The following is a 22,253-nucleotide window of genomic DNA, read 5'->3' as shown; positions in this document are numbered from 1 at the left end:
GACCCATGCCGGGCTGATGCCAGCGGCCGCAGTGTCCCTCCGCCGAAAGGATCTGACCATGATCTTGAAGAACATCTTCCTTCAGGGCATCTTCCCGTTCGACGGTGCCGGGCTTGAAAAAGCCGTGCCCATCCACAGCCAGCTCTCCCATTTCGTCCCGGACGGCGTCATCAACCAGACCCTGTATTTCCGCGGCGGCAACTCCTCCGCCGAACTGATCACAGTGGTGCTGATGCGGGACGGCGTGCCCATGCGGTACTTCCCGATTGCGGCCAAGGGCGACGTCCACGTCCCGCTCCGCGTTGTGGAGGACATCGACGGCGGCTCGCTGATCGAGCTGAGGCTGCTGGCGGACACGGGGGTCAGTGGATCCGTTGTGGTCGACATGGGCATGGTGGAGCACTGATGACCGCCCTCGCCAGCCGCTCCGGACGGAGCACGCCGGGTGATACGCGGCGCCGGCTCGTGGTGATCGGCAACGGGATGGCCGGTGCCCGGGCCGTGGAGGAAATCCTGGCCCGCGGCGGCGCTGTCCAGCACAGGATCACCATGTTCGGCGACGAGCCCTACGGCAACTACAACCGGATCATGCTCAGCCATGTCCTGTCCGGCGAGGAGGAGGCCGGCGGCATTTTCCTGAATTCGCTGGACTGGTACCGTGAGAACGGCATCACGCTGCACGCGGGGGTCCGGGTCGAAAAAATCGACCGTTTCGCCAAGCTGGTCTTTTCCGACGACGGCCGGGCCACGCCATACGACGTCCTGGTCATCGCCACCGGCAGCCGCTCGTTCATGCCCGCCGTCGAGGGCCTGTACACGCCAGGCGGGCGGCTGCTGCCCGGCGTGTTCGCTTTCCGCACCATCGACGACACCCACGGCATGGTGTCCTACGCCCAGCAGGACCACCACCGCCGTGCCGTCGTGATCGGGGGCGGACTGCTGGGGCTGGAAGCCGCACGGGGCCTGCAAAGCCATGGCATCGACGTCGACGTCGTCCATTCCGGCGGGCACCTGATGAACGCACAGATGGGGCCCGACGGCGGCGCGGTCCTGCGCCGCAGCGTGGAGGCGCTCGGGATCAGGGTCCACACGGGCAGCCGGACCACCGCCATCCTGGGCGGCGACAAGGTGCGCGGCGTCGAGCTGCGGGACGCGCCGGACATCGCATGCGACATGGTGGTGGTGGCCGCCGGAATCCGCCCCAATGTGGAGGTGGCCGTGACCAGCGGCCTGCCGGTGGAGCGGGCCATCGTGGTGGACGACCACATGCGAGTCCCGGACGAGGACGAGATCTACGCCGTCGGTGAATGCGTCCAGCACCGCGGCGAGGTCTACGGGCTGGTGGCGCCGCTCTGGGAGCAAGCCGCTGTGCTGGCCGACCACGTCACCGGGGCAGATCCTTCCTCTGTCTATCTGGGTTCCCGCACCGCCACGAAACTCAAGGTGGCCGGCGTCGACGTCGCCTCCATGGGGCTGCAGGCCCCGGAACGCGACACCGACGAGCACGTGGTGTTTTCCGAGCCCAGCAGGGGCGTGTTCAAGTCCATCGTGATCCGCGACAGCAAAATCGTGGGCGCCACGTTGCTCGGGGACAGCCGCAAGGTGGCCTACCTGACACAGGCATTCGACCGCGGGCTGCCGTTGCCGGACGAACGGGTCTCGCTGCTCTTCGATCTCGGCGGGCCAGGCGAGGAAGCCGGCGTGGCCGAACTCGACGGCGATGCCCAGGTCTGCAACTGCAACGGCGTCAGCAAGCAGGCGATCACGGACACCGTGAGGGGCGGCTGCACCTCGTTCTCCGGCGTCATGGACGCCACGCGGGCCGGCAAGGGCTGCGGCTCCTGCAAGCTGCTGGTCCGGCAGGTGGTGGAATGGGCGGCCGACGGCGCAGTGGCGGAGGATCCTGCCGCCGCCTACTACGTTCCGGGCGTGCCGCTGGAGAAGGCCGCGCTGATGACCGCGGTCCGGGAGCAGGGCCTGCGGTCCGTGTCTGCCGTGTTCGCGGCGCTGGCACCGGGCGGCGCCGAGGACGCGAAGTCCAAGATGGGGCTGGCCTCCCTGCTGAAAATGATGTGGGCCGGCGAGTACATCGACGAGCGCGATGCGCGGTTCGTCAACGACCGCGTCCACGCCAACATCCAGCGCGACGGCACCTTCTCGGTGGTGCCGCAGATGAAGGGCGGGGTGACCTCCCCGGAACAGCTCCGCCGGATCGCCGACGTCGCGGACAAATACAACATCCCCCTGGTGAAGCTGACGGGCGGGCAGCGGATCGACCTGCTCGGTGTTCCCAAGGAGGACCTGCCCAAGGTCTGGGCGGACCTGGACATGCCGTCGGGCTACGCATACGGCAAGAGCTTCCGGACCGTCAAGACATGCGTGGGACAGGAGTTCTGCCGCTTCGGGACGGGGGATTCAACAAAGCTGGGCATCGAGATCGAGTCGCGGTTCCAGGGGATCGAGTCACCGGCGAAACTGAAACTCGCCGTCTCCGGCTGCCCGCGGAACTGCGCCGAATCGCTGGTCAAGGACGTGGGGGTGGTGGCGGTCGACGGCGGACGCTGGGAAATCTACGTCGGCGGCGCGGCGGGTGCCCACATCCGGAAGGGGGACCTGCTGGCAACCGTGGACGATCCCGAGACGGTGAAGCTGCTGGCCGGGCGGTTCATGCAGTACTACCGCGAGCGCGCCAACTGGCTCGAACGCACGTATGCTTTTGTGCCGCGCGTCGGGATCGGGCACCTCCGGGCGGTGATTGTTGACGACGCCGAGGGGATCGCCGCCCGGCTCGATGAGGCGATGCAGCGGTCCGTCGACAGCTACGCCGACCCCTGGGCCGAGCGCAACGGCCCCTTCACCCCCGGCCAGTTCCGCACGTCGCTCCCGCTCGAGGTGCTCCCCCGGGTGCCGGTCCGATGAGCGCGGGTCTGCACGTCCTTGGCCCCGTGGACGAGATTCCGGTGGGCGAGGGGCGCGCGTACGGCGTGGCCGGCGAACAGATCGCGGTGTTCCGCCTCCGGGACGGTTCCTTCCGCGCGGTGTCCGCCGTCTGCCCGCACAAGGGCGGCCCCATCGCCGACGGCACCATCGACCGGGCCGTGGTGATGTGCCCGCTGCACCAGCACGCGTTTGAACTGGAAACAGGCTGCTCCACCACCGGCGCCGGCCCCCTGCGCAGCTACCCGGTGTTCGCCGACGACTCGCAAAACGTCATCGTCCGGCTCCCCTGACGCGCCCTAGTTGGACCCCCGATTCTGTGGCAGGGTAATCCCCATGGACCACGAAGGGCACGACGGCGCCGCGCGCCATTGGGACGATTTGTACCGGAGTAGGACTCGCGTGTGGAGCGGCCGGCCCAACCCGCAGCTGGTGGCAGAGGCAACCGGGCTGGAGCCCGGCACTGCCCTGGACCTGGGGTGCGGAGAGGGTGCCGACGCCCTGTGGCTCGCCGAGCAGGGCTGGACGGTGACAGCGGTGGACGTTTCCGCCGTCGCCCTTGAACGGGCCGAGCAGCACGCCGCGGATTCGGCGGCCGGGAGCCGCATCACGTGGCTGCAGCGCGACCTTGACGCGTGGGCGCCCGAGGAGCAGTTCGACTTCGTGTCGGCCCAGTTCCTGCACTCCACCGAGGCCCCGTGGCAGCGGCCGCACCGGGTGGCCGCGGATGCGGTGCGGCCGGGCGGGACACTGCTGATCGTCGGCCACCATCCCGACGGCCTGCCGCCCTGGCGGAGCGCTTCGAATGAGGACAGCCACTCGCACGGGGGCGACGGCCATGCGGCTGCGGAGATGTTCTTCACGGCGGAGCATGCCGCGGCCGAGCTCGGCATCGCCCCGCCCGGTTGGCGAGTGGATGTTGCAGCCAGCCGGGAACGGGAGGCCACGGGTCCTGACGGGCAGTCGGCCACGCTCGCCGATGCCGTCCTGCGCGCCACCCGCCTGCAGCAAGGCACCTGACCCGCCGCAGTTCTTCCCCGGCTGGAGTTTTTGTCCAGATATCGTCCTCTAAACGCCCTTTAGCCCGCGATATCTGTCCAAAAACTCACCCGGCAGGATCAGCAGGGACGCCTATCGAGAGGAGCGCACGGATGGCCAGGTTGGTTGCCGAGATGACAATGTCCCTGGACGGCTTCATCGCCCTCCCCGACGACTCCGTCAACGGACTCTTCGACTGGTACAGCAACGGCCCGGTGGAGGTCCACACGGCCCGGCCGGACATGACCTGGCACGTGAGTGAAGCCAGCGCCATGCACCTGCGGCGCACCATGTCCACAGCCGGCGCCATGCTGGTGGGCCGCCGGATCTTCGACCTGACGGACGGTTGGGGCGGCCAGCATCCTATCGACTGCCCCATCGTCGTACTCAGCCATTCCGTCCCGGACGGCTGGCCCCGCGACGGCATCCCCTACACCTTCGTCACCACCGGGTTCGCGGATGCGGTGAGGGCCGCCACCGCGCTGGCCGGGGACAAGGACGTGTCCCTGGCCGGGCCGGACATCATCCGGCAGGCGATCGACGCCGGACTGGTGGAGGAGATCCGGGTGAACCTCGCGCCGTGGATCCTCGGCCACGGCATCCGGTTCTTCGACAATCTCGCGGCGGCCCCGGTAAAGCTGGAGCAGACCGCGGCGATCCAGGGCGACGCCGTGACCCACCTGTACTACAAGGTCCTCCCCCGCATCTGACGGACCCAATCGGAGTTTTTGTCCACGTATCGCGACTTCGGGGCGGTTTAAGTCGCGATATCTGGACGAAAACTACGGCTGGGGGGCGTCAGTGGGCGACGCGGGGCGCCATGGCGACCGCGGCGGCGGCGATCACCGCGGTCAGCACGAAGACGCCGGCGAAGGAGCCCGCCGTCGTCGTAAACGCCGTGAACACGATTCCCGTGGCGGCGAGGGCGAGGGCACCACCCAGGGAATCGGAAATGGACATCGCGGAGCTGTTGAAGCCTTCCGTGTCCGGTGTGGACAGTGCCAGCGTCATCACGCTCAGCCTTGGATACGCGAGCCCCATGCCGCCGCCGGCAAGGACCCAGCCGGCAATCGCGACGGCGGCCGGCCAGCCAAGCGCCGTCGTCACCAGCGCCAGGGCAATCGCCAGCAGCACCATCACCGAGCCGATCCGCACGGCGGCCGGGCTGCCCAGCCGCCCGCCCAGACGGCTCTGGACGCCCGACGCCGCGGCCCAGGCGAGGGCTCCTCCGGTCAGAGTAAGGCCGGCGAACGTTGGAGAGAAAGCGTAGCGCTCCACGAGCAGGTACGGCAGGTACACCTCGGCACCGAAGAATCCGGCCGCAACCAGTCCGCGGATCAGGATCACGCTGGGCAGGCCCCGCCGGGCTGTGAGCGTTCCGCGCGGCACCAGCGGCCTGACGGCCAGCAGTGCAATCACGACGGCGGCTCCCGCCAGGAGCGGTCCGGCCACCGGAAGCCCGGAGGAAAGGTTGAGGCCGAGTACCGCCAGCGCGGCCAGGGCCGCCCAGGCCAGCCGTCGCAGCGCCCAGGGCACCTGCACGCCCGCCGGATCTGAACCGTTCCCGTTCGCGTTGCCGTTCCCGTTCGCGTTGCCGGACCGGACGCCGCGCAGCGCGGGAAGGAGCATCGCGAGGGCGGGGAGTACCAGCACGACGACGCCGAGGAACACCCAGTGCCAGCTCGCCAGCTGGGCCACCAGCCCGGCGGCGAACGGCCCCACGAGGGACGGGATGACCCACGCGGAGGAGAAGGCGGCGAAGATCTTGGGGTGCAGGACGGGCGGATAGACCCTGGCCACCACCACGTACAGGGCCACCGTCATGGCGCCGCCGCCCAGCCCCTGGACCAGCCGGCCGGCCACCACCACCCACATCGTGCCGGCCGTCCCCGCCACCAGCAGGCCCAGCGCGAAGACCGCCACGGAGGCGAGCAGCGGACCGACCGGCCCGTGCCGGTCGGACCAGTTCCCGGCGCCCACCATGCCGATCACACCGGTGGCCAGCGGGCCCGCGAAGGCGAGCGCGTACAGGCCGGCCCCGCCAAGCTCCCGGCTCACCACGGGCATGACGGTCGTGACGGCGAGGGACTCGAACGCGGCGAGAAACACCAGGGCGCAGGCACCCACGGTCACCAGCAGGTAGGGCCGCTGGAGGATTCCGGCACCGGGAGAGGCGGACACGGCTGATTCGCGCACGGTCAGCCCACCAGCTCGGGGGCGCCGGTGGTCACGGCAACAACGTCACCGCTGGCCGTCGAATCGGGGTTGAGCATCCAGCCCACGCGCTTGACCGTCCTCAGCATGACCACGCTCTCCACCAGCTCTATGCCCGGGATGCGCTGCTGAAGGGCCAGCTCTGCGGTCATGACATCAGCGAGCGACTGCAGCCACATGATGATGACAAAGTTGGTGCGCCCGGTGGTGGAGGCGCTCAGCCGCACGTTCCGGAAGCCGCGGAGCTCCTCCGCCGCCGCCTCATGCTGGCCCGGCGGGACGTTGGCGAACCAGTGGCAGGTGACCGGGAAGCCGGAATACCTCTGCGCGATCTCGCAACGGAAGGAGAGGGCACCGCTGGCAAGCACCCTGTTCAGCTGGCGCTGAACTGTGGCCGGATGCCGGTCCAGAGCCCTGGCGATTTCCGCCGCCGTCGCCCGGCCGTCCGTCGACAGGAACGGCAGGATCGCCAGATGGCTAGCGGGCAGCGGCTCCCCCACCGCCGCCGAGGGTGCCGACGCTGCGGCCTCGGGACCGGCGAGTGCCCGGAGCGCCTGGAGCTGGCTGCGGTTGAGGACGTTGATGCGCCAGGCGTAGGCACCAGTGTGCAGCCGTGTGGCCAGCGAGGTCTGGTATTTAACCAGCCCCTCGATGGCGTGCAGCTTCGACGCCACAGCGGTGAAGTGCTGCAGGGAGCCGGTGATGACCGTCAGCATCAGGTCCCGGTTGCTCGCTGCCTCCTCCACGGTGACGATCTCCGGTACGGCCGCCAGTGCCTGGGTGACCTCCGCCCGGCGGTGCAGTTCGCACTCGACATCAACGAACGCGAGGCACATCTTCTGCGGGTCCCCCATCGGATGCGCCGTGACCCAGGCGGCCCCGGCGGCGGTCAGCCGCTCCCACCGCGCGGCCAGGGTGGTGGCGTGGACGCCCAGGACCTCCGCGGCGTCGGCCCAGCTCAGCCGCGGTGCGATCTGTAGGGCGTTGATCAGCGCGAGGTCTTCCTCCGTGACGTCCAGCGGTCCTCCCTCCCCCCTCCTGCACGAATCCTGCATATTGCCCCGGGGTTTTGCATTTTTCCAGCACTTCGGCCGGATGTGAACCAGGCCACTCCAGAATAGACCCACAGCACCGGACCACCAACGAGGAGAACACGTGCCGATTGCCGCAGACGCCCGCCAGATGCAGGAAGACCTTGCCCGTTTCCGCCACAGCCTGCACCGGGAACCCGAAATCGGACTGCAGCTGCCCCGGACCCAGGAAAAGGTACTGAAGGCGCTTGAGGGCCTGCCGTATGAAATCACCCTGGGCAAAGAGACGACGTCGGTCACCGCAGTTCTGCGCGGCGGCAGCCACCCCAGTGGCACCACAGGCTCCGCACCCGCCGTGCTGCTCCGGGCGGACATGGACGGGCTTCCCGTGCAGGAGAAGACCGGCGTCGACTACACCTCCACCATCGACGGTGCGATGCACGCGTGCGGCCATGACCTGCACACCTCCATGCTCACCGGCGCGGCCACCCTGCTCGCCGAGCGGCGGCACCGGCTGGCGGGCGACGTCGTCCTGATGTTCCAGCCCGGCGAGGAAGGCTGCGACGGCGCCAGCTACATGATCCGCGAAGGCGTCCTGGACGCCCCCGGCCGGCGCGTCGACGCCGCCTATGGGATGCACGTGTTCTCCTCCCTGGAGCCGCACGGAACGTTCTGCACCAAGCCCGGCGTGATGCTCAGCGCCTCCGACGGCCTGGTGGTCACCGTGCTCGGCGCCGGCGGCCACGGCTCCGCCCCGCATTCGGCCAAGGATCCCGTGACGGCCGCAGCCGAGATGGTCACCGCCCTGCAGGTGATGGTCACACGCCAGTTCAACATGTTCGATCCGGTGGTCCTCTCCGTCGGGGTGCTCCACGCAGGCACCAAGCGCAATGTCATCCCGGAAACGGCCCGCATCGAGGCCACCATCCGCACGTTCTCCGAGGAGAACCGGCAGCGGATGATGGACGCCGTCCCGCGGCTGCTCAAGGGCATCGCAGCGGCCCACGGCCTCGACGTCGACGTGGACTACCAGCAGGAATACCCCCTCACCATCACCGACCAGGACGAGACGCACACGGCGGAAAAGGCCATCACTGAACTGTTCGGCGACTCGCGGCTCTCGCGGTGGGCCACGCCGCTCAGCGGCTCCGAGGACTTCTCCCGGGTCCTGGCCGAGGTGCCCGGCACGTTTGTTGGACTGAGCGCCGTCCCCCAGGACGCGGACCACGCCACCTCCCCGTTCAACCACTCGCCGTACGCAACGTTCGACGACGGCGTGCTGGCTGACGGGGCCGCGCTCTACGCGGAACTCGCCATCAACCGCCTGGATGCTCTGGCCGCCGCCGGCGCCCGGGTCCCCGCCTCCGTTCCGGCTTTCTAGCCCGCCCATTTCAGGGAGACAACCATGACCGCCATCATCAACGCCCAGCGCGAGGGCCGGATCACGACCCGCAAGACCATCATCGGCACCGGCATCGGAAACGCCGTCGAGTGGTACGACTGGGCCATCTACGCCACTTTCACCCCCTTCATCGCCAGCCAGCTGTTCAGCAAGTCCGATCCCGCTTCAGCCGTGCTGTCCACGCTGGCGATCTTCGCCGTCGGCTTCGTTGCCCGTCCGTTCGGAGGTTTCCTGTTCGGCTGGATCGGTGACCGGGTGGGCCGCAAGGCGTCCATGACGCTCGCCGTCGGCCTGGCCTCGCTAGGCAGCCTCATGATCGGCGTCGCCCCCACGTTCGCCAGCGTCGGGGCCTTCGCGTCGCTGATGCTGCTGGTGGCCCGGCTTGTCCAGGGCCTGGCCCACGGCGGCGAGCTGCCCTCGTCGCAGACCTATCTCTCCGAAATGGCACCCCGGGAACACCGCGGTTTCTGGGCCACACTGATCTACACCTCCGGCACGGTCGGGATCCTGTTCGGCACGCTGCTTGGCGCCGTCCTGAACATGGCACTGACCACTGAGGTCATGAACGCCTGGGGCTGGCGCATCCCGTTCCTGATCGGGGCCGCGATGGGCCTGTACGCACTGATCATGCGGTCCCGGCTGCACGAGACGGATGTGTTCGAGGGCGAGGCCGCCACGGAGAAGCGCGCCCCGCTCTGGCCGCAGATTGTCCGGTACCGCAAGCAGGCCCTGCAGGTGATCGGCCTGACCGTGGGCCTGACGGTGATCTACTACATCTGGGGCGTGGTGGCACCCAGCTATGCCACCACCGCACTGAAGATCGACCGCGGCGAGGCACTCTGGGCCGGCGTCATCGGCAACATCGTGTTCATAGCCGCGCTTCCGGTCTGGGGCAAGCTGTCGGACCGGATCGGCCGCAAGAAGGTGCTGTGGGCCGGCGCAATCGGCTCGGCAGTGATGCACTTCCCGATGACGTGGCTGCTGAAGGATTCCGCCTGGCAGCTGGCCGTGGGCATGTCCGTGATGCTCATCTTCATCGCCGCGAGCGCAGCAATCGTTCCGGCTGTGTACGCCGAGCTGTTCCCCACGAGCATCCGCACCGTGGGCGTGGGCGTGCCGTACTCCATCTGCGTGGCGGTGTTCGGCGGCACGGCGCCCTACCTGCAGCAGTGGCTGGGCACCACCATCCACATGCCGGACCTGTTCAACGTCTACGCGGTGGTGCTGCTTGCCATCAGTGTCGCGTTCATCTTCACCATCCCCGAGACGAAGGGCAAGGACCTGGCGCACTAGGATCGCGCTAGCCCCCGATGAACCTGTCCCGCCCGGCCCGGTAGCCGAACACCGCGGCCAGCGTACCTACAGCCAGGAACAGGAGCCCCGCCGCGGCAAAGGTCCCCGTGCCCTGGTGCAACTGCCCCACCAGCAGCGTGCCGGTGGAGCCGAGCCCGTAGCCCACCCCCTGCATCATGCCGGAGAGGTGGGCTGCGGTGTGCCCGTCGCGGGTCCGGAGCATGATCATGGTCAGGGCGACGGCGGTGAGGCTTCCCTGGCCCAGCCCCAGCAAGCCCGTCCACACCCAGATCAGCTCAAGCGGGCCGAAGATGCTGAGGGCAAAGCCGCCGCCGGTCATGAGAGCCACCACGGTATTGATCGCCCGCTGGTCGCGGAACCGGGCGGCGAGCGCCGGAGCGAACAGCGAGCCGAGCATCTGCAGCACAATGGACACGGACACAATCAGCCCGGCCGTCCCGCCGTCCACCCCGCGCTCGCGCAGGATCGGCGCGAGCCAGGCGAAGACGCTGAATGACATCATCGCCTGCAACACCATGAAGATGGTGACCTGCCAGGCCACCGCCGAGCGCCACACGTTCACTCCGTCCCGCACCGTTTTGTGCTGCCCGTGCCGCTGCCGTACGGCCACCGGCAGGAAGAGCAGAAGTACGACGGCGGCCGGTGCCGCCCAGAACCACAGCGCCGACGTCCACTGGCCGGTAGCGCTGAAAACGGGGTAGGTGAAGCCGGCGCCCAGGGCGGCGGAGGCGCAGATGGCCGTGGTGTAGAGACCGCCCATCAGGCCGAGCCGGTGCGGAAAGTCCCGCTTCACCAGACCGGGCAGCAGGACGTTGCACAGCGCAATCGCGGCACCGCACGCCGCCGTCCCGGCGAACAGCGCCGGCAGGTGCCCGGCGCCCGGGATCGCGGCGGGCCGCAGGAGCAGGCCGGCCGTCAGGACCGCCATGGCGCCCAGCAGGACCCGTTCGGCGCCGAACCGGCGGGCCAGGACTGGGGCCAGCGGCGCGAAAACGCCGAGCAGGGTGACGGGAACCGTGGTCAGCACCACCACCGCCCAGCCGGGCAGGCCGGCGTCGGACGTCACCTCGGGAAGTACCGCCGAAAAACTGGAGAACACAGTCCTGAGGTTCAGTCCGATCAGCACCAGGCACAGGCCCAGGTAGGCCAGGGCCCGGCGACCGGTCACACGAGTGGGTTCGGCGGGAGGAACGTCGTCGGCCTCTGCGTCCACGAGCGTGTCCGCGCTAACGGCTGGATGCTGCGGCAGGCCGCCCTGACTGCGGGGATTCTGGGCATCGATCACCCGCCCATTCTTGCAGTCCCGCTGTGCTGTGCTGACCGGTCCACGGCCCGGACGGGCCCCCTCCGCGAGTTATCCACATACGGCCGCTGCATGGTGTTCCCGGCCGCCGCGGCGCCAATACTCTGACTGCACATGCACTTTACAGACCAGTCGCCCCAGTCAAGGAGGACACCATGAGCGATCAGCGGGCACCGGAGTACCTTGAGCCGCCACCGCGGTACGGCCCGCCAGGCAAGAGCTTCGGAGGCCAGAGGCAGCGCGGGTCCGGCCCGGGCGTGGCCAGCATCGTCTGTGCCGTGCTGGTGATGCCCAGCATGATGATCACCATCATGCCGACCATGCTTATCGCGCTGTTCACCCGGCCAGATACCGGCAGTAACGGCAAGGAATGGATGGCAAACTTCGTCTTCCTTAGCCTTCCTGTGTTGCTGGGACTGCTCGCCCTGACTTTTGGGCTCGTCGCCTTCAGGCGGTCGCCGCGCGGTTCCAACGGGTGGAGCGCTGGTGTTGCCGGCCTCATAGTGGTGCCGGTGGAGGCCGTCATCATATTCTTACCGGCAATTCAGCGCGGCCAGTTTGATGTCTTCTATTGAGCAGCGACCACAGCACGGCATTTACGGGAGTTCGCTGCCCGCCCCTACTGGAGGAAAGCGATGCCCCTCATAACCGCCGGTATTCTGGAGAGGATGAGCGAATCTCCCGAATCCCCCCAGCCGCCGGCAAATCCGAACCAGCCCCGGCCGGTCACGCCGGGAAGCCAGGCATCCTACGGAACCTACGGCGGTCGGCCGGTCAGCTTCGTTCGCCGCGGAACCCGGTTGCAGGGGCGCCGCCAGGCGGCCTGGGAGGAGCACTCCGGCCGCTGGGCCATCGACGTGCCCCGCCATATTGCCAACACCTCGGTCCACCCCGACTACACGTTTGATGCCGAAGCCGAGTTCGGGCGCAAGGCACCGCTGATCGTGGAGATCGGCTCAGGCCTGGGCGATGCCGTCTGCCATGCCGCGGAGGAAAACCCGGACACGGACTTCCTTGCCGTGGAGGTCTATACCCCCGGCCTGGCCAACACCATGATCAAGATCAACAGCCGTGGCTTGACCAACGTGCGGGTCGTCGAGGCGAACGCCCCCGAGGTCCTGGCCACCATGCTCCCGGCCGGCTCGGTCAGCGAACTCTGGGTCTTCTTCCCGGACCCCTGGCACAAGTCCCGACACCACAAGCGCCGGCTGATCCAACCCGAATTCGCCGAGCTCGCCGCGAAGGCGCTGAAGCCGGGCGGCCTCTGGCGCATCGCCACAGACTGGTCCAACTACGCCGTGCATGTGCGCGACGTCCTCGCCGGATCCGAGGCGTTCGAAAACCTTCACAACGGCGAACGCAGCGGTCCCGAGAGTCCCCTCACCCACGTGTGGCAGACCGGCGTCGAGTCGCTGGTGGGCGGTGCGCCGGTCAAGGAAGGACGGGCCCCCGTGAGCACGGAACACACGGGGCCCAACGAGGGCATCGACGAAAGAGGCGGCTGGGCGCCCCGCTTCGAGGGCCGTATCCGCACCAGCTTCGAGAGCAAGGCGCACGAAGCCGGCCGCATGATTTTCGACCTCTGCTACCGGCGGGTTTAACCTCGTCCGGGGCCTCTGTTCCCCGGTGCCACGCCGTGGCACGATAAGCGTGTGGCGGAGTGCCACAGCAGCTGCCGGCGCGGAGGAACGATCATCAAACGAGAACTGAGAAGCGCAGCCGGCAGGGCCGAGGACGTCACGGACTCGAAGCCCCTGGAAATGCTGGCGCGCGGTGGATTTGCCGTGAGCGGTGTGCTCCATATCCTGGTCGGCCTCATTACCTTCGGGCTCGCCCGGGGCCGTGGCGGCCGGGCGGATGTGAGCGGCGCCGTCGCCGAACTTGCCAGCCAGCCGGCAGGGCCGGTGCTTCTGTGGTGCAGCTTTGCCGGATGCGTGGCGCTGGCCCTGTGGCAGGCCGGTGATGCGATTTTCGATTTCGAGCGGTTGCCCACTAAGCACAAAGCCGGCAAGAAATTGCAGGCCGCAGCACAGGCAGTCGTGTATGCCGGGCTGGCATTCACGCTGGCCGCCTTCGCGCGCGGCTCCGGCAAGGACAACCGGGAATCAACCAGTGACTTCACGGTCAACCTCATGAAGGCCCCCGGCGGCGTCCTGCTTTTGGTGCTGATCGGTACGGGGGTGGCCGTCGTGGGGATCATCTACGCCGTCCGCGGGTTCAAGAAGTCCTTTGAGAAGCACATCAATCCGCCAGCCAGCCCGGGCGGGCGCAAAGCCGTCACCGCCCTCGGGATGGTGGGTTATGTGGCCAAGGGCGTCGCCCTATTTGTGACGGGCCTTCTGGTGGTCATAGCCACCGTCACCGTCCACCCCGAGCGGTCGACAGGCCTCGACGGCGGGCTCCGGGCACTCCGGGAACAGCCCTACGGCGTGTACGTGCTGGCCGCGGTGGGCGCCGGACTCATCTGCTACGGGGTCTTCACGGTGGTGCGGGCGAAGCTCGCCAGAATGTGAGCCCGCCGGGGGTTCAGGTGCCAGGACGGTTCAGGTGCCAGGCACGGCAATGACGGCAATGGTCTGCTGCCGGTCGTTCCGCACTTCGACACTGGCGATGCTCGTGTACTGCAGCGGCGTCGCGCTGGTGACCCGGACCCTTCCGCTCGGTGTCGCCGTCCACGCGCAGGCCCGGTCCGCAACCCCGGCACGGTCCTTCACCCACAGCGAAAGCCGGCCGTTCTGCGGCAAGCTCCGTCCGTCGACGGCCAACTCGGTGCCCCAGGTTTTCTTGACCATTCCCACCGTGACCTGCATGCCGGTATCGGCTTTGACCGAATAGCTGGCATCGGGTTTGTCTGCGGGGTCAAAGAGCGGCGCCGCCGCAAATCCCAGGGCGAGGCAGGCCGCGGCCACCACCCCAACGAGGGCTGTCAGCCGCCGTCGGGAATTACGACGGCGGGCCGCCAGCTGGTCCAGTATCGGCTGGGGGACGGGGGACGGGGCCGGTAACGCGGCATCGGGGCCGGGCCGGCTTGCCGCCGGTACGGCGAGAGCCACGGCGTCCGGGACCGGCACGGCATCCAGCAGTCCCGGCAGGGATTCCAGGTCCGTCAGTTCGCTGCGGCAGGTGCCGCACTGCTCGAGGTGGGCTTCGAAGCGCAGCCTCTCTGCGTCGTCGAGCCCTCCCAGCAGGTATGCCCCCAGCAGCTCATGGACTTCCTTGCCGTTCACCGTTCCACACCCATTTCATCGAGAATTGTCCGCAGGGCCTTCACCGCGTAGAAAGCCCTGGATTTCACCGTTCCGCTCGGAACGTTCAACTGGATTGCGGCCTCGCCCACCGTGAACCGCCGGTAGTGCAGAGCCACCAGAACATCACGGTGCTCTGCGCTCAGCCGCAGCAGCGCCTCCTCCATCAGTACCTTGTTCAGCAGGTCGTCAACCCGCCCCGTGGCTTCCTCCGGATCCGCAACGTCACGGTCCTCGGCTTCCACCGGCCGGCGCTGGGCCTTCCGGTAGTTGTCGATCATGATGTTCCGGGCAGTCCGGAACAGGTAACTGCGCATGCTGCCCGTAACCGTGGGCGCCTGCTGCCAGACGCGAAGCACTGTTTCCTGCACGATGTCGTCGGCGAGGTGCGGGTCCCGGGAGGCACTGAGTACAAACCGGCGCAGCGCCGTTCCGTGCTCGCGGTAGATCGCTGCAACCAAATCCTCATCCAGCGGCACGTTCGGCCTCCCTGCAATGACCTGTGAAGCCGTTCCGAGCGGGCCGGCCTTCCTGGCAAATACGACGTCAGCAGCCGGCGATAAGTTCAATTCCGGCCAGCGTCAGATTCTTTGAACCATTCTTCACCTTTGTGCGTCATTCCAGATAGCGCCGGTCTCTCAGTCTGCCGGCCCGAGCCAAGGAGCAGCACATGAAGAAGCAACTGAGCGTTGGCCTCGCAGTTATGGCCCTTGCCGCCTCACTGACGGCCTGTGGCGGCGGATCCGGCACAACAACCACCACCTCGGCAGCAGCCCCGGCCAGCGAGTCGCCTGCCGCCACCGCCAGCGCGTCGGCCACCAGCGACAGTGCCATGGTGGACCTCAAGACGGCGTCGTCCAGCAAGGGCGACATCGTGGTGGACGGCAAAGGCATGAGCGTCTACTACTTCACGAAGGACGTCAAGGACTCCGGCAAGAGCAACTGCACCGGCGACTGCCTCGTGAAGTGGCCACCGGTGTTTGCTGCCACGGACACCCCCAAGGTCGAGGGTGTAACGGGGACGGTCGGCACCATTGATACCCCGGACGGCAAGAAGCAGGTGACGGTCAATGGCATGCCCGTCTACCTGTGGGAGAAGGACAAGGCCCCCGGCGACATCACCGGCCAGGGCGTCGGCAACGTTTGGTACCTCGTGGCACCCGACGGGACGATGATGAAGTAAGCCTGCAGGTTTGGGCCGGCGCCTCTCCGGAGGTGCCGGCACTACCATCGGGCGGATCCGCAGAATTTGAAATCAGCGGCAAGAACCTGGAAGTCCAGGGTGGACAGCAACAGGCACTGCTGCTGCGGAAGCCTTGACGGCCAGTACAGGGACCATCCGAACCTGCGGCCCATCGCCAACACCCTCCTGGCATGGGCCGCAGCCCATCCGGTGGAGATCCAGATGCGCAGGGCTACGTATCGCTGCACACCAACCGCCGGAAGTTCGCGCAGGTGACGGGCGAACCGCACAGCAGTGGACGTAACTCTCCGCCTTGAGGCGCAAATTGGGGAGCGCCTCAAGGCGGTCAAGGTCCGTGCGGGCGATTTCTTCGACCGCAAGGCCGGCTCACCTGACAGCAACGCGGGGTCGCTTACAGCCCATTCCGGACTGGTTATTGGGCTGTAAGTGACCCCGCGTTGCTTTAGAGTGCCGGAGCTAGCCCGTGATGCTGAGGCTTACCAGGGTGGCCCCGTCGCCTTCGGCCAGCAGCCCGACGGCGGTGCTGCCCTCCGCGGGAAAGATCTGGTCCGTAAGGGTCACCCGTCCGTCCTGGGCGAAGACCTCCACCGAGCACCGGTCCAGGAAGATCGTCAGCCGCAGCCGGCCGCTGCCGTCCAGGGAAACCGGCACGCGCTCCACGGACGGGAAGTCGGCATGGAACCCGACGTTCCCGGAGGCTGTCCGGTCCAGGCTGAGCTCGCCGGACAGGGACTGTCCGGACAGGGCAGAGTAGGCCAGCACCGTCCGCTCCTCAATGCCATCCGATTCGCCGGCACGCAGCACCAGCGCCACCTTGCCTGCGGAACCGGGCTGGAACTCGGCGTCGATGCGCAGCACATCCCCGGAAGCCTCCACTGGCAGCCACAGCAGCCCGTCAGCAAGCGGCGCCGGCCCGGCGGCGAACAGCTCCGTCCCGGAAGCCGCGAAGGGGTCCACCGCGGCCTGCACCAGCACAGGGCGCCCGCCGCGGGTCTCCAGCCGGACCTCGCGGACCAGGGACATGGCGCTGCGCCAGCCCTGCGACGGGGTGCTGGCCGCGTACTGCCAGTTGTTCATCCAGCCGATCATGAGGCGGCGACCGTCCGGTGCGTTGCTGAACGACACGGCCGCGTAGTAGTCCCGGCCCCAGTCGAGCCAGCGATAGTCCGGCATCCGGCCGTCGTCCGTCTGCATGCCCTCGGTGACGGTGGTTTCGGAACGGAACGTCACGCCGTCGAACGTTCCCAGGAAGTACTGGCCCGCCGAGCCGCCCGCGATCCCGCCGGGGCTCAGGTTCACCACAAGGACCCACCGGGTATTCCCGGCATCGCCGTCCACGGGCAGTTCGAACAGGTCCGGGCATTCCCAGACCCCGCCCGTGGCGTTGGCTGGACCGAAGGTGCTCAGATACTCCCAGGATTTGAGGTTGTCGGACTTGTAGAGCACCACCTCATGCCGGACGGCCTCGACGGCGGCCATCACCCAATAGCTGCCGGCCTCGCCGTCGTACCAGAAGACCTTGGGGTCGCGGAAGTCCGCGGAGGCCCGGTCCAGCACCGGGTTGCCCTCGTACTTGGTCCAGGTGGCGCCGTCGTCGGTGCTGTAGGCAAGTGACTGCGCCTGCCGCCCGGCAAGCGGCGACGCCGGGGAGTAGGCACTGGTGTAGACGGCCACCAGCGGCGGCACTCCCCCGGCGCCGAACCCGCTGGTGTTGCGGACATCCACCACTGCTGATCCGGAGAAGATGGCCTCCTGCTCGTCGCACGGGATGGCCACGGGCTGCTCGTCCCAGTTCAGCAGGTCCGTCGAGGTGGCGTGGCCCCAGGACATGTTGCCCCACACGTCAGCGAACGGGTTGTGCTGGTAGAAGAGATGGTAGACCCCGTTGGAGTACACCAGCCCGTTCGGGTCATTCAGCCAGTTGCGCTCGGCGGCGTAGTGCCATTTGGGCCGGTAACGGCAGTCAAGCGCGGGCGTTGCATTCAGGGAAGTCATGGTTCGCTTTCGAACTAGAAAGTGGGGCTGGGTCAGCCTTTGACACCGCTGGAGGCGATGCTGTTGATGAAGGAGCGCTGGAACGCGATGAAGAGGACCACCACGGGAACCGTGATCAGCGAGGCGTAGGCCATGACTTCACCCCAGGAGACGTTCAGTTGGAAGAAGTACTGGATGCCGATCATCACCGGGCGCAGCTCCTCGGACTGGACCACCATGAGCGGCCACAGGTAGGAATTCCAGGCGGGCAGGAACGTCAGGATGGCCACCGTGGCCGTCGCGGGACCGGCGAGCGGCATGACCACCTGGCGGTAGATCTTGAACCAGCCGGCGCCATCGATCCGGGCTGCCTCGTCCAGTTCCTTGGGGATGGACTCGAAATACTGGTGGTACAGGTAGATGGAGAACGCGTTGGCGATGAACGGGATGATCTGCACCTGGTAGGTGTCCAGCCAGCCCTTCGAGATTTCCAGGCTGAAGCCGTTGAGTTCGAAGTACGGCAGCTGGTTCACCCACCACACCAGCGGCAGCGCGAGTGTCTGGAAGGGCACGATGAGGGTTGCCAGGATCGCCGTGAACACCACGCGCTTGCCGCGGACCTGCATGCGGGACAACGCGAAGGCGCACAGGCTGTTGACGAAGATTCCCAGCACCACTGTCACGGCGGAGACACCCACGGAGTTGATGAGGAAGCGCGCGGCCGGAACCCGGTCGAAGACGGCGGTGTAGTTGTCCAGCGAGATGTTGCCAATGGGCAGGAAGGCCGCAACGGAGGACATGTCGCCGAAGATCTGCTGGTCCGGCTTGAGCGAGGACACGAGCATGAACACGATGGGGAAGGCGGCGACGGCGGCGAACAGGATGCGCACAGCCATGGCGCCGATCGAATTGAGGCGGAGCACGTTTTTCACGTCAGTCCTTCTCTCGGGTCAGGTAGCGCTGGACCGCGGAGATCAGCAGTACCAGGACGAAGAATACGAGCGAGATGGCGGAAGCGTAGGAGGTCTCCTGCTGCTTGAAGCCGGAGCGGACCGCCTCGTAGATGATGGTGGTGGTCGAGTCGAGCGGGCCGCCCTGGGTCATGACGCTCACCTGGTCGAAGAGGCCAAGGGCCTGGATGGTGATGGTCACCAGGACGAGGGTGCGCGTGTGCTTCAGGCCCGGCCAGGTCACGTATCGGAACTGGTGCCAGCGGCTGGCGCCGTCCAGCTGGGCCGCCTCGTACAGCTCGCCGGAGATGCTCTGCAGCCCGGCCAGCCAGATGATCATGTGGAAGCCGGCGGCCTGCCAGATGGACAGCGCGATGATGGCCGGCATGGCGGTGGCGGGGTCGTTCAGCCAGTCCGCGCCCGGGATGAGGCCGAAGCTGAAGGTGGACAGCAGCTCGTTGATCAGCCCGTCCTTGCGGTACATGAACAGCCACAGCAGCGAAACCACCACCATGGACGTGACCACGGGCAGGAAGTAAAGGGTGCGGAAGAAGTTCACGCCGCGGAACTTTTTGTTGATCAGCAGCGCCATGGCCAGGGCGAGGCCGGACTGCACCGGCACCACCACCACGGCGAAGTAGCTGACGTTCAGCAGCGCCCGCCAGAATGTGGGGTCGGTGAAGAGCCGGGCAAAGTTGTCCGTCCCGACGAACTCCACCGGCCGCGGGGAGATGAGGCGGGCGTTCGTGAAGGCCAGGCCGAAGCCAAGGATCGCCGGCAGGAACACGAAGGCGAGCAGGAGGACCGCTGCCGGGGCGATCATCCCCCAGCCGCTGAGCTGTTCGCGCAGGTGGCGCGGGCGCTTGCGGCGGGCTGCCGCCGGGGTGGTTCCGTCCGGCGCCGGAGCGGCGGGGCGGCGGGAGGGAAGCTGGGTGGTTGTCATGGGAGTCTCCGTTGACAGTCAGTGCCGGGTGGAGGACGACGGCGGCGGTTGCCGTCCGCCGTCGTCCCCGTCCGGCGGCTGGCTAGTTCTTGTAGCCGCCGTTGGACTTGATGTTGGCGTCAATCGCCTTGACCGCCTTGTCCAGGACAGTCTTGGGGTCCGCGCCGGCCAGAATGTCCTGGACGGCCTTGCCGTACTCGGTGGCGATGAACGGGTACGCAGGCGTTTCCGGACGCATGACGGCCTGCTGGCGGGAAAGTTCCATGAACACCCGGTTGTCGCCGCCCTCGGCAAACGCCGGGAGGAGCGCCGCGGCCTCGTCGGTGGCCGGGATGGTTCCGGTGGCCTTGGCCACGGCAGCGATGTTTTCCGGCTTCAGCGAGTAGGAGAGGTAGTCCATGGCTGCCTCGGAGTTCTTGCAGCCGCTGGTCACGCCCCACTGCCACGAGGCGCCGCCGATCTTCGGGCCGTTGCCGAGGTCCACGGACGGCATGACCGCCAGGTCCTTGCCCAGCGCCTTGCGCGCCTTGTCCGCAGCCCAGGAGCCGGTGTAGACGATGCCGCTCTTGTTGTTCAGGAAGTCCTGGGTGGAATCCTTGCCGCTCTTCTTGGCCATGAAGCCCTGGTCGGCGAGTCCGCGGAACCATGCGGCCCACTCGACGGCCTTGTCGCTGTTGAGGGCACCGTCCGCCGTCTGGAATCCGTCGCGGTTGACGAGGTCTCCGCCAAAGGACTGGAGCAGCGGCGAGTAGGCGTAGGGCAGCCACTCGCCGGTGCCTGCAGTCCCCATGTCGAGGGGGTACTGCCACTTGCCCAGGGCCTTGAGCTTGGTCAGCGCGTCCTGGAATTCCTCCTTGGTCCACGGCTTTTCAACGGTGGCCGCGCGGATGCCGGCTGCCTTGAGGTCAGAAGCGCGGGCAAACATGGCGAGGGCGACGTCGTAGTAACCCACCGCGTACGTCTCGCCTTCCCACTTGGCGACCGTGCTGGGGAGGTTCTTGGACAGGTCCACCGAAAGCTTCAGCGGCGTCAGGTACTTGGCCCAGGCCCAGTTGGGCACGTTGGGCCCGTCGATGTCCACGATGCACGGCAGCTTCCCGGCAGCGGCGGCCGAAACCACGGAGTCGTTGTAGGACTCCTGCGGGAATGCCTGCACCTTGATCTGGGCTTTCGCGGCGCCGCTCTTGTTGTAGGAGTCCACGACGGACTTGATGGCTGCGAGCTCATCAGGATTGCCCGCGTTGTGGGTCCACATGGTGATCTCGTTGCCGCCCTCGGACGTGGCGGACGCGCTGCCCTTGCCGCAGGCAGCGAGGCTGCCCATGAGCGCAGCCGCGGCTATGCTGGTGGCCAGGATCCGTGTGAATCGCTTGTTCATGAAGGTCCAGTCTTTCTGCTGATTTTGCGCGTGGATGATTGGCCCGGGGTCCCGAAGGGACGCGGCCGCTGCAACGGCTGCGTCCCTTTTTCAGGCGGACGCCGGGTGGATTGCTGGTGATGGTTGTTTTGGAATGCGGTCAGGCCCGGGGCGGCCCTACAGAGCCCCGTTCGACCAGGGGACATTCGAGCCGCACCTGTTCCGGCGGCCTGCCCGGATTCTCAATGTCGTCAAGAACCCGGTTGACCGCCCACCGCCCCATGTCGTAATGCGGCAGGGCCACGGTGGTCAGGCCCGGCCACAGCGAGTCCGAGATGAGCTCCAGGTTATCGATGCCCACGATCGAAACGTCGTCCGGGATGTTCAGTCCCAGCGCTGTAGCCGCCTGGTACGCGCCCATGGCCATCCTGTCGCTGAAGCAGAACAGTGCTGTTGGCGGGTCCGGCCGGCTGAGCAGCGCCAGCGCGGCTTCTCTGCCCCCGGAGGTCTCCGGCTCGGCAATGACGAGGTGCCTTGGATCGTGCTGGATGCCGTGGCGTCGCAGGGCGTTGTGGAATCCTTCCAGCCGGCCGTGCGTTGCGGGAATGTCGTCCACGTTGTTGATCATGCCGATCCGCGTGTGGCCTGCCCTGATGAGGGCTTCGACCGCGGTTTCGGCGGCATCGACCTCGTCCGGGACGATGGACGACACCGTGGGGTCCCCGGTGACGGCGTCCAGCAACACTGTGGGGATCCCGGCGAGCGCCGGGGGCAGTTCGACTCCCTGGTGGTACAGCCGGGCGTACACCACGCCGTCCACCTGGTGCTGCTGAAGCATGGTGATTTCGCGGTGTTCGAGCTCGCTGTCCAGGCCCGAGTTCACCACCATGACCACGTAGCCCCGCTCGTAGGCCGCGTCCTGCGCTCCGCGGATCATGGCCCCGGCGAATGGCGTGGTGGTGATCTCGTCGCTGACCAGGCCGAGGATCTGGGAGCGCTGGTTGCGCAGCCCGCTGGCGAGCCTGTTGGGAGCGTAGCCAAGGTTCTTGGCCACGTCCCTGACATGCTGCTGGGTTTCCGCTTTGACCCGGGAGCTGGTGGCGTCGTTGAGTGCGTGGGACACAGTGGTCACTGAGACTCCGGCGGCCTTGGCCACTTCGCGTATCCCTACTCGCGTCGTCATCGACTTCCTTTGCAAAACGTTTTGGTTCCGTGTGAATGAGAGTACACAAAACGTTTTGCATGTGTCAACCGTCACTCCCACCCGGACCCTAACCTCGCAAGCTCGGCCAGGTAACCCTGCGGGCGTGGCCCCGGGCTCAACCGGCGGGCATGGGTCCG

At 67.4% G+C, this 22,253-nt stretch carries 21 protein-coding genes; 11 read left to right on the top strand and 10 right to left on the bottom strand.

Translation table 11 applies throughout. From position 1 onward, the window contains the following. The first annotated feature begins 58 nt into the window (after positions 1-58). The 5 genes from CXZ05_RS15920 (at position 59) to CXZ05_RS15900 (ending at position 4,685) form a co-directional block, all read left to right on the top strand. The gene (locus CXZ05_RS15920; protein WP_102973509.1) at positions 59-406 is read left to right on the top strand and encodes a molybdopterin oxidoreductase; all 348 of its coding nucleotides are present in this window, start codon (positions 59-61) and stop codon (positions 404-406) included. Beyond that, on the top strand, positions 406-2,919 hold the full coding sequence (gene nirB, locus CXZ05_RS15915) for a nitrite reductase large subunit NirB (protein ID WP_102973508.1): 2,514 nt from the start codon (positions 406-408) through the stop codon (positions 2,917-2,919). Before CXZ05_RS15920 ends, nirB begins: the two co-directional genes overlap by 1 nt. Next, positions 2,916-3,230: a Rieske 2Fe-2S domain-containing protein gene (locus CXZ05_RS15910; protein WP_102973507.1), complete on the top strand. Its 315-nt coding sequence runs from the start codon at positions 2,916-2,918 to the stop codon at positions 3,228-3,230. Before nirB ends, CXZ05_RS15910 begins: the two co-directional genes overlap by 4 nt. 43 nt (positions 3,231-3,273) lie before the next feature. Beyond that, positions 3,274-3,957 carry a cyclopropane-fatty-acyl-phospholipid synthase family protein gene (locus CXZ05_RS15905; RefSeq protein WP_102973506.1) on the top strand — a complete coding sequence of 228 codons (684 nt, stop codon included), beginning with the start codon at positions 3,274-3,276 and terminating at the stop codon, positions 3,955-3,957. 131 nt (positions 3,958-4,088) lie between these two features. After that, positions 4,089-4,685, top strand: coding sequence for a dihydrofolate reductase family protein (locus tag CXZ05_RS15900; protein WP_102973505.1), 597 nt, complete (start codon positions 4,089-4,091; stop codon positions 4,683-4,685). Between the two features lie 88 nt (positions 4,686-4,773). On the opposite strand, the gene CXZ05_RS15895 is transcribed toward CXZ05_RS15900, so the two are convergent. Next, positions 4,774-6,171, bottom strand: coding sequence for an MFS transporter (locus CXZ05_RS15895; RefSeq protein WP_102973504.1), 1,398 nt, complete (start codon positions 6,169-6,171; stop codon positions 4,774-4,776). A 2-nt stretch (positions 6,172-6,173) separates the two neighbouring features. Next, entirely contained in the window at positions 6,174-7,244 is a 1,071-nt protein-coding gene (locus CXZ05_RS15890; RefSeq protein ID WP_102973503.1) for an Lrp/AsnC family transcriptional regulator, read from the bottom strand. Between the two features lie 100 nt (positions 7,245-7,344). Here CXZ05_RS15890 and CXZ05_RS15885 point away from each other — a divergent pair, with 100 nt between their 5' ends. After that, a complete protein-coding gene (locus CXZ05_RS15885) occupies positions 7,345-8,601 on the top strand; it encodes a M20 family metallopeptidase (protein WP_102973502.1) in 1,257 nt (418 codons plus the stop codon). Between the two features lie 24 nt (positions 8,602-8,625). Then, positions 8,626-9,915: an MFS transporter gene (locus CXZ05_RS15880; RefSeq protein ID WP_102973501.1), complete on the top strand. Its 1,290-nt coding sequence runs from the start codon at positions 8,626-8,628 to the stop codon at positions 9,913-9,915. A 7-nt stretch (positions 9,916-9,922) separates the two neighbouring features. Here CXZ05_RS15880 and CXZ05_RS15875 read toward each other — a convergent pair whose 3' ends face one another. Beyond that, positions 9,923-11,185, bottom strand: coding sequence for an MFS transporter (locus CXZ05_RS15875; protein WP_102973536.1), 1,263 nt, complete (start codon positions 11,183-11,185; stop codon positions 9,923-9,925). A gap of 209 nt (positions 11,186-11,394) precedes the next feature. On the opposite strand from CXZ05_RS15875, the gene CXZ05_RS15870 reads away from it, so the two are divergent. The 3 genes from CXZ05_RS15870 (at position 11,395) to CXZ05_RS15860 (ending at position 13,752) form a co-directional block, all read left to right on the top strand. Next, the gene (locus tag CXZ05_RS15870) at positions 11,395-11,814 is read left to right on the top strand and encodes a DUF3953 domain-containing protein (RefSeq protein ID WP_102973500.1); all 420 of its coding nucleotides are present in this window, start codon (positions 11,395-11,397) and stop codon (positions 11,812-11,814) included. Positions 11,815-11,907: 93 nt separating this feature from the next. Then, positions 11,908-12,840, top strand: a complete 933-nt coding sequence (gene trmB / locus CXZ05_RS15865) for a tRNA (guanosine(46)-N7)-methyltransferase TrmB (RefSeq protein ID WP_102973535.1) — start codon at positions 11,908-11,910, stop codon at positions 12,838-12,840. 105 nt (positions 12,841-12,945) lie between these two features. Then, entirely contained in the window at positions 12,946-13,752 is an 807-nt protein-coding gene (locus tag CXZ05_RS15860) for a DUF1206 domain-containing protein (protein ID WP_258006614.1), read from the top strand. 30 nt (positions 13,753-13,782) lie between these two features. On the opposite strand, the gene CXZ05_RS15855 is transcribed toward CXZ05_RS15860, so the two are convergent. Both CXZ05_RS15855 and CXZ05_RS15850 read right to left on the bottom strand, forming a co-directional pair. After that, on the bottom strand, positions 13,783-14,466 hold the full coding sequence (locus CXZ05_RS15855; RefSeq protein WP_102973499.1) for a zf-HC2 domain-containing protein: 684 nt from the start codon (positions 14,464-14,466) through the stop codon (positions 13,783-13,785). Then, positions 14,463-14,963: a sigma-70 family RNA polymerase sigma factor gene (locus CXZ05_RS15850; protein ID WP_102973533.1), complete on the bottom strand. Its 501-nt coding sequence runs from the start codon at positions 14,961-14,963 to the stop codon at positions 14,463-14,465. The genes CXZ05_RS15855 and CXZ05_RS15850 overlap by 4 nt, the downstream gene beginning before the upstream one ends. A gap of 191 nt (positions 14,964-15,154) precedes the next feature. Here CXZ05_RS15850 and CXZ05_RS15845 point away from each other — a divergent pair, with 191 nt between their 5' ends. Beyond that, positions 15,155-15,667, top strand: coding sequence for a hypothetical protein (locus tag CXZ05_RS15845; protein ID WP_102973498.1), 513 nt, complete (start codon positions 15,155-15,157; stop codon positions 15,665-15,667). Positions 15,668-16,144: 477 nt separating this feature from the next. Here CXZ05_RS15845 and CXZ05_RS15835 read toward each other — a convergent pair whose 3' ends face one another. From CXZ05_RS15835 to CXZ05_RS15815, 5 genes are all read right to left on the bottom strand, one after another. Next, on the bottom strand, positions 16,145-17,683 hold the full coding sequence (locus tag CXZ05_RS15835; protein ID WP_102973497.1) for a glycoside hydrolase family 32 protein: 1,539 nt from the start codon (positions 17,681-17,683) through the stop codon (positions 16,145-16,147). Between the two features lie 32 nt (positions 17,684-17,715). After that, entirely contained in the window at positions 17,716-18,594 is an 879-nt protein-coding gene (locus tag CXZ05_RS15830) for a carbohydrate ABC transporter permease (protein WP_102973496.1), read from the bottom strand. A 1-nt stretch (position 18,595) separates the two neighbouring features. Beyond that, positions 18,596-19,555 carry a carbohydrate ABC transporter permease gene (locus CXZ05_RS15825; protein ID WP_102973495.1) on the bottom strand — a complete coding sequence of 320 codons (960 nt, stop codon included), beginning with the start codon at positions 19,553-19,555 and terminating at the stop codon, positions 18,596-18,598. Between the two features lie 82 nt (positions 19,556-19,637). Then, the gene (locus CXZ05_RS15820) at positions 19,638-20,933 is read right to left on the bottom strand and encodes a sugar ABC transporter substrate-binding protein (RefSeq protein WP_102973494.1); all 1,296 of its coding nucleotides are present in this window, start codon (positions 20,931-20,933) and stop codon (positions 19,638-19,640) included. A gap of 139 nt (positions 20,934-21,072) precedes the next feature. Further along, the gene (locus tag CXZ05_RS15815) at positions 21,073-22,095 is read right to left on the bottom strand and encodes a LacI family DNA-binding transcriptional regulator (protein ID WP_219726557.1); all 1,023 of its coding nucleotides are present in this window, start codon (positions 22,093-22,095) and stop codon (positions 21,073-21,075) included. Positions 22,096-22,253: the final 158 nt, after the last annotated feature.

The organism is Arthrobacter sp. AFG20 (assembly GCF_002892795.1).
GTDB lineage: Bacteria > Actinomycetota > Actinomycetes > Actinomycetales > Micrococcaceae > Arthrobacter.
The sequence above is the reverse complement of the archived record's forward strand: the minus strand, read 5'-3'. Positions and strand labels throughout refer to the sequence as shown.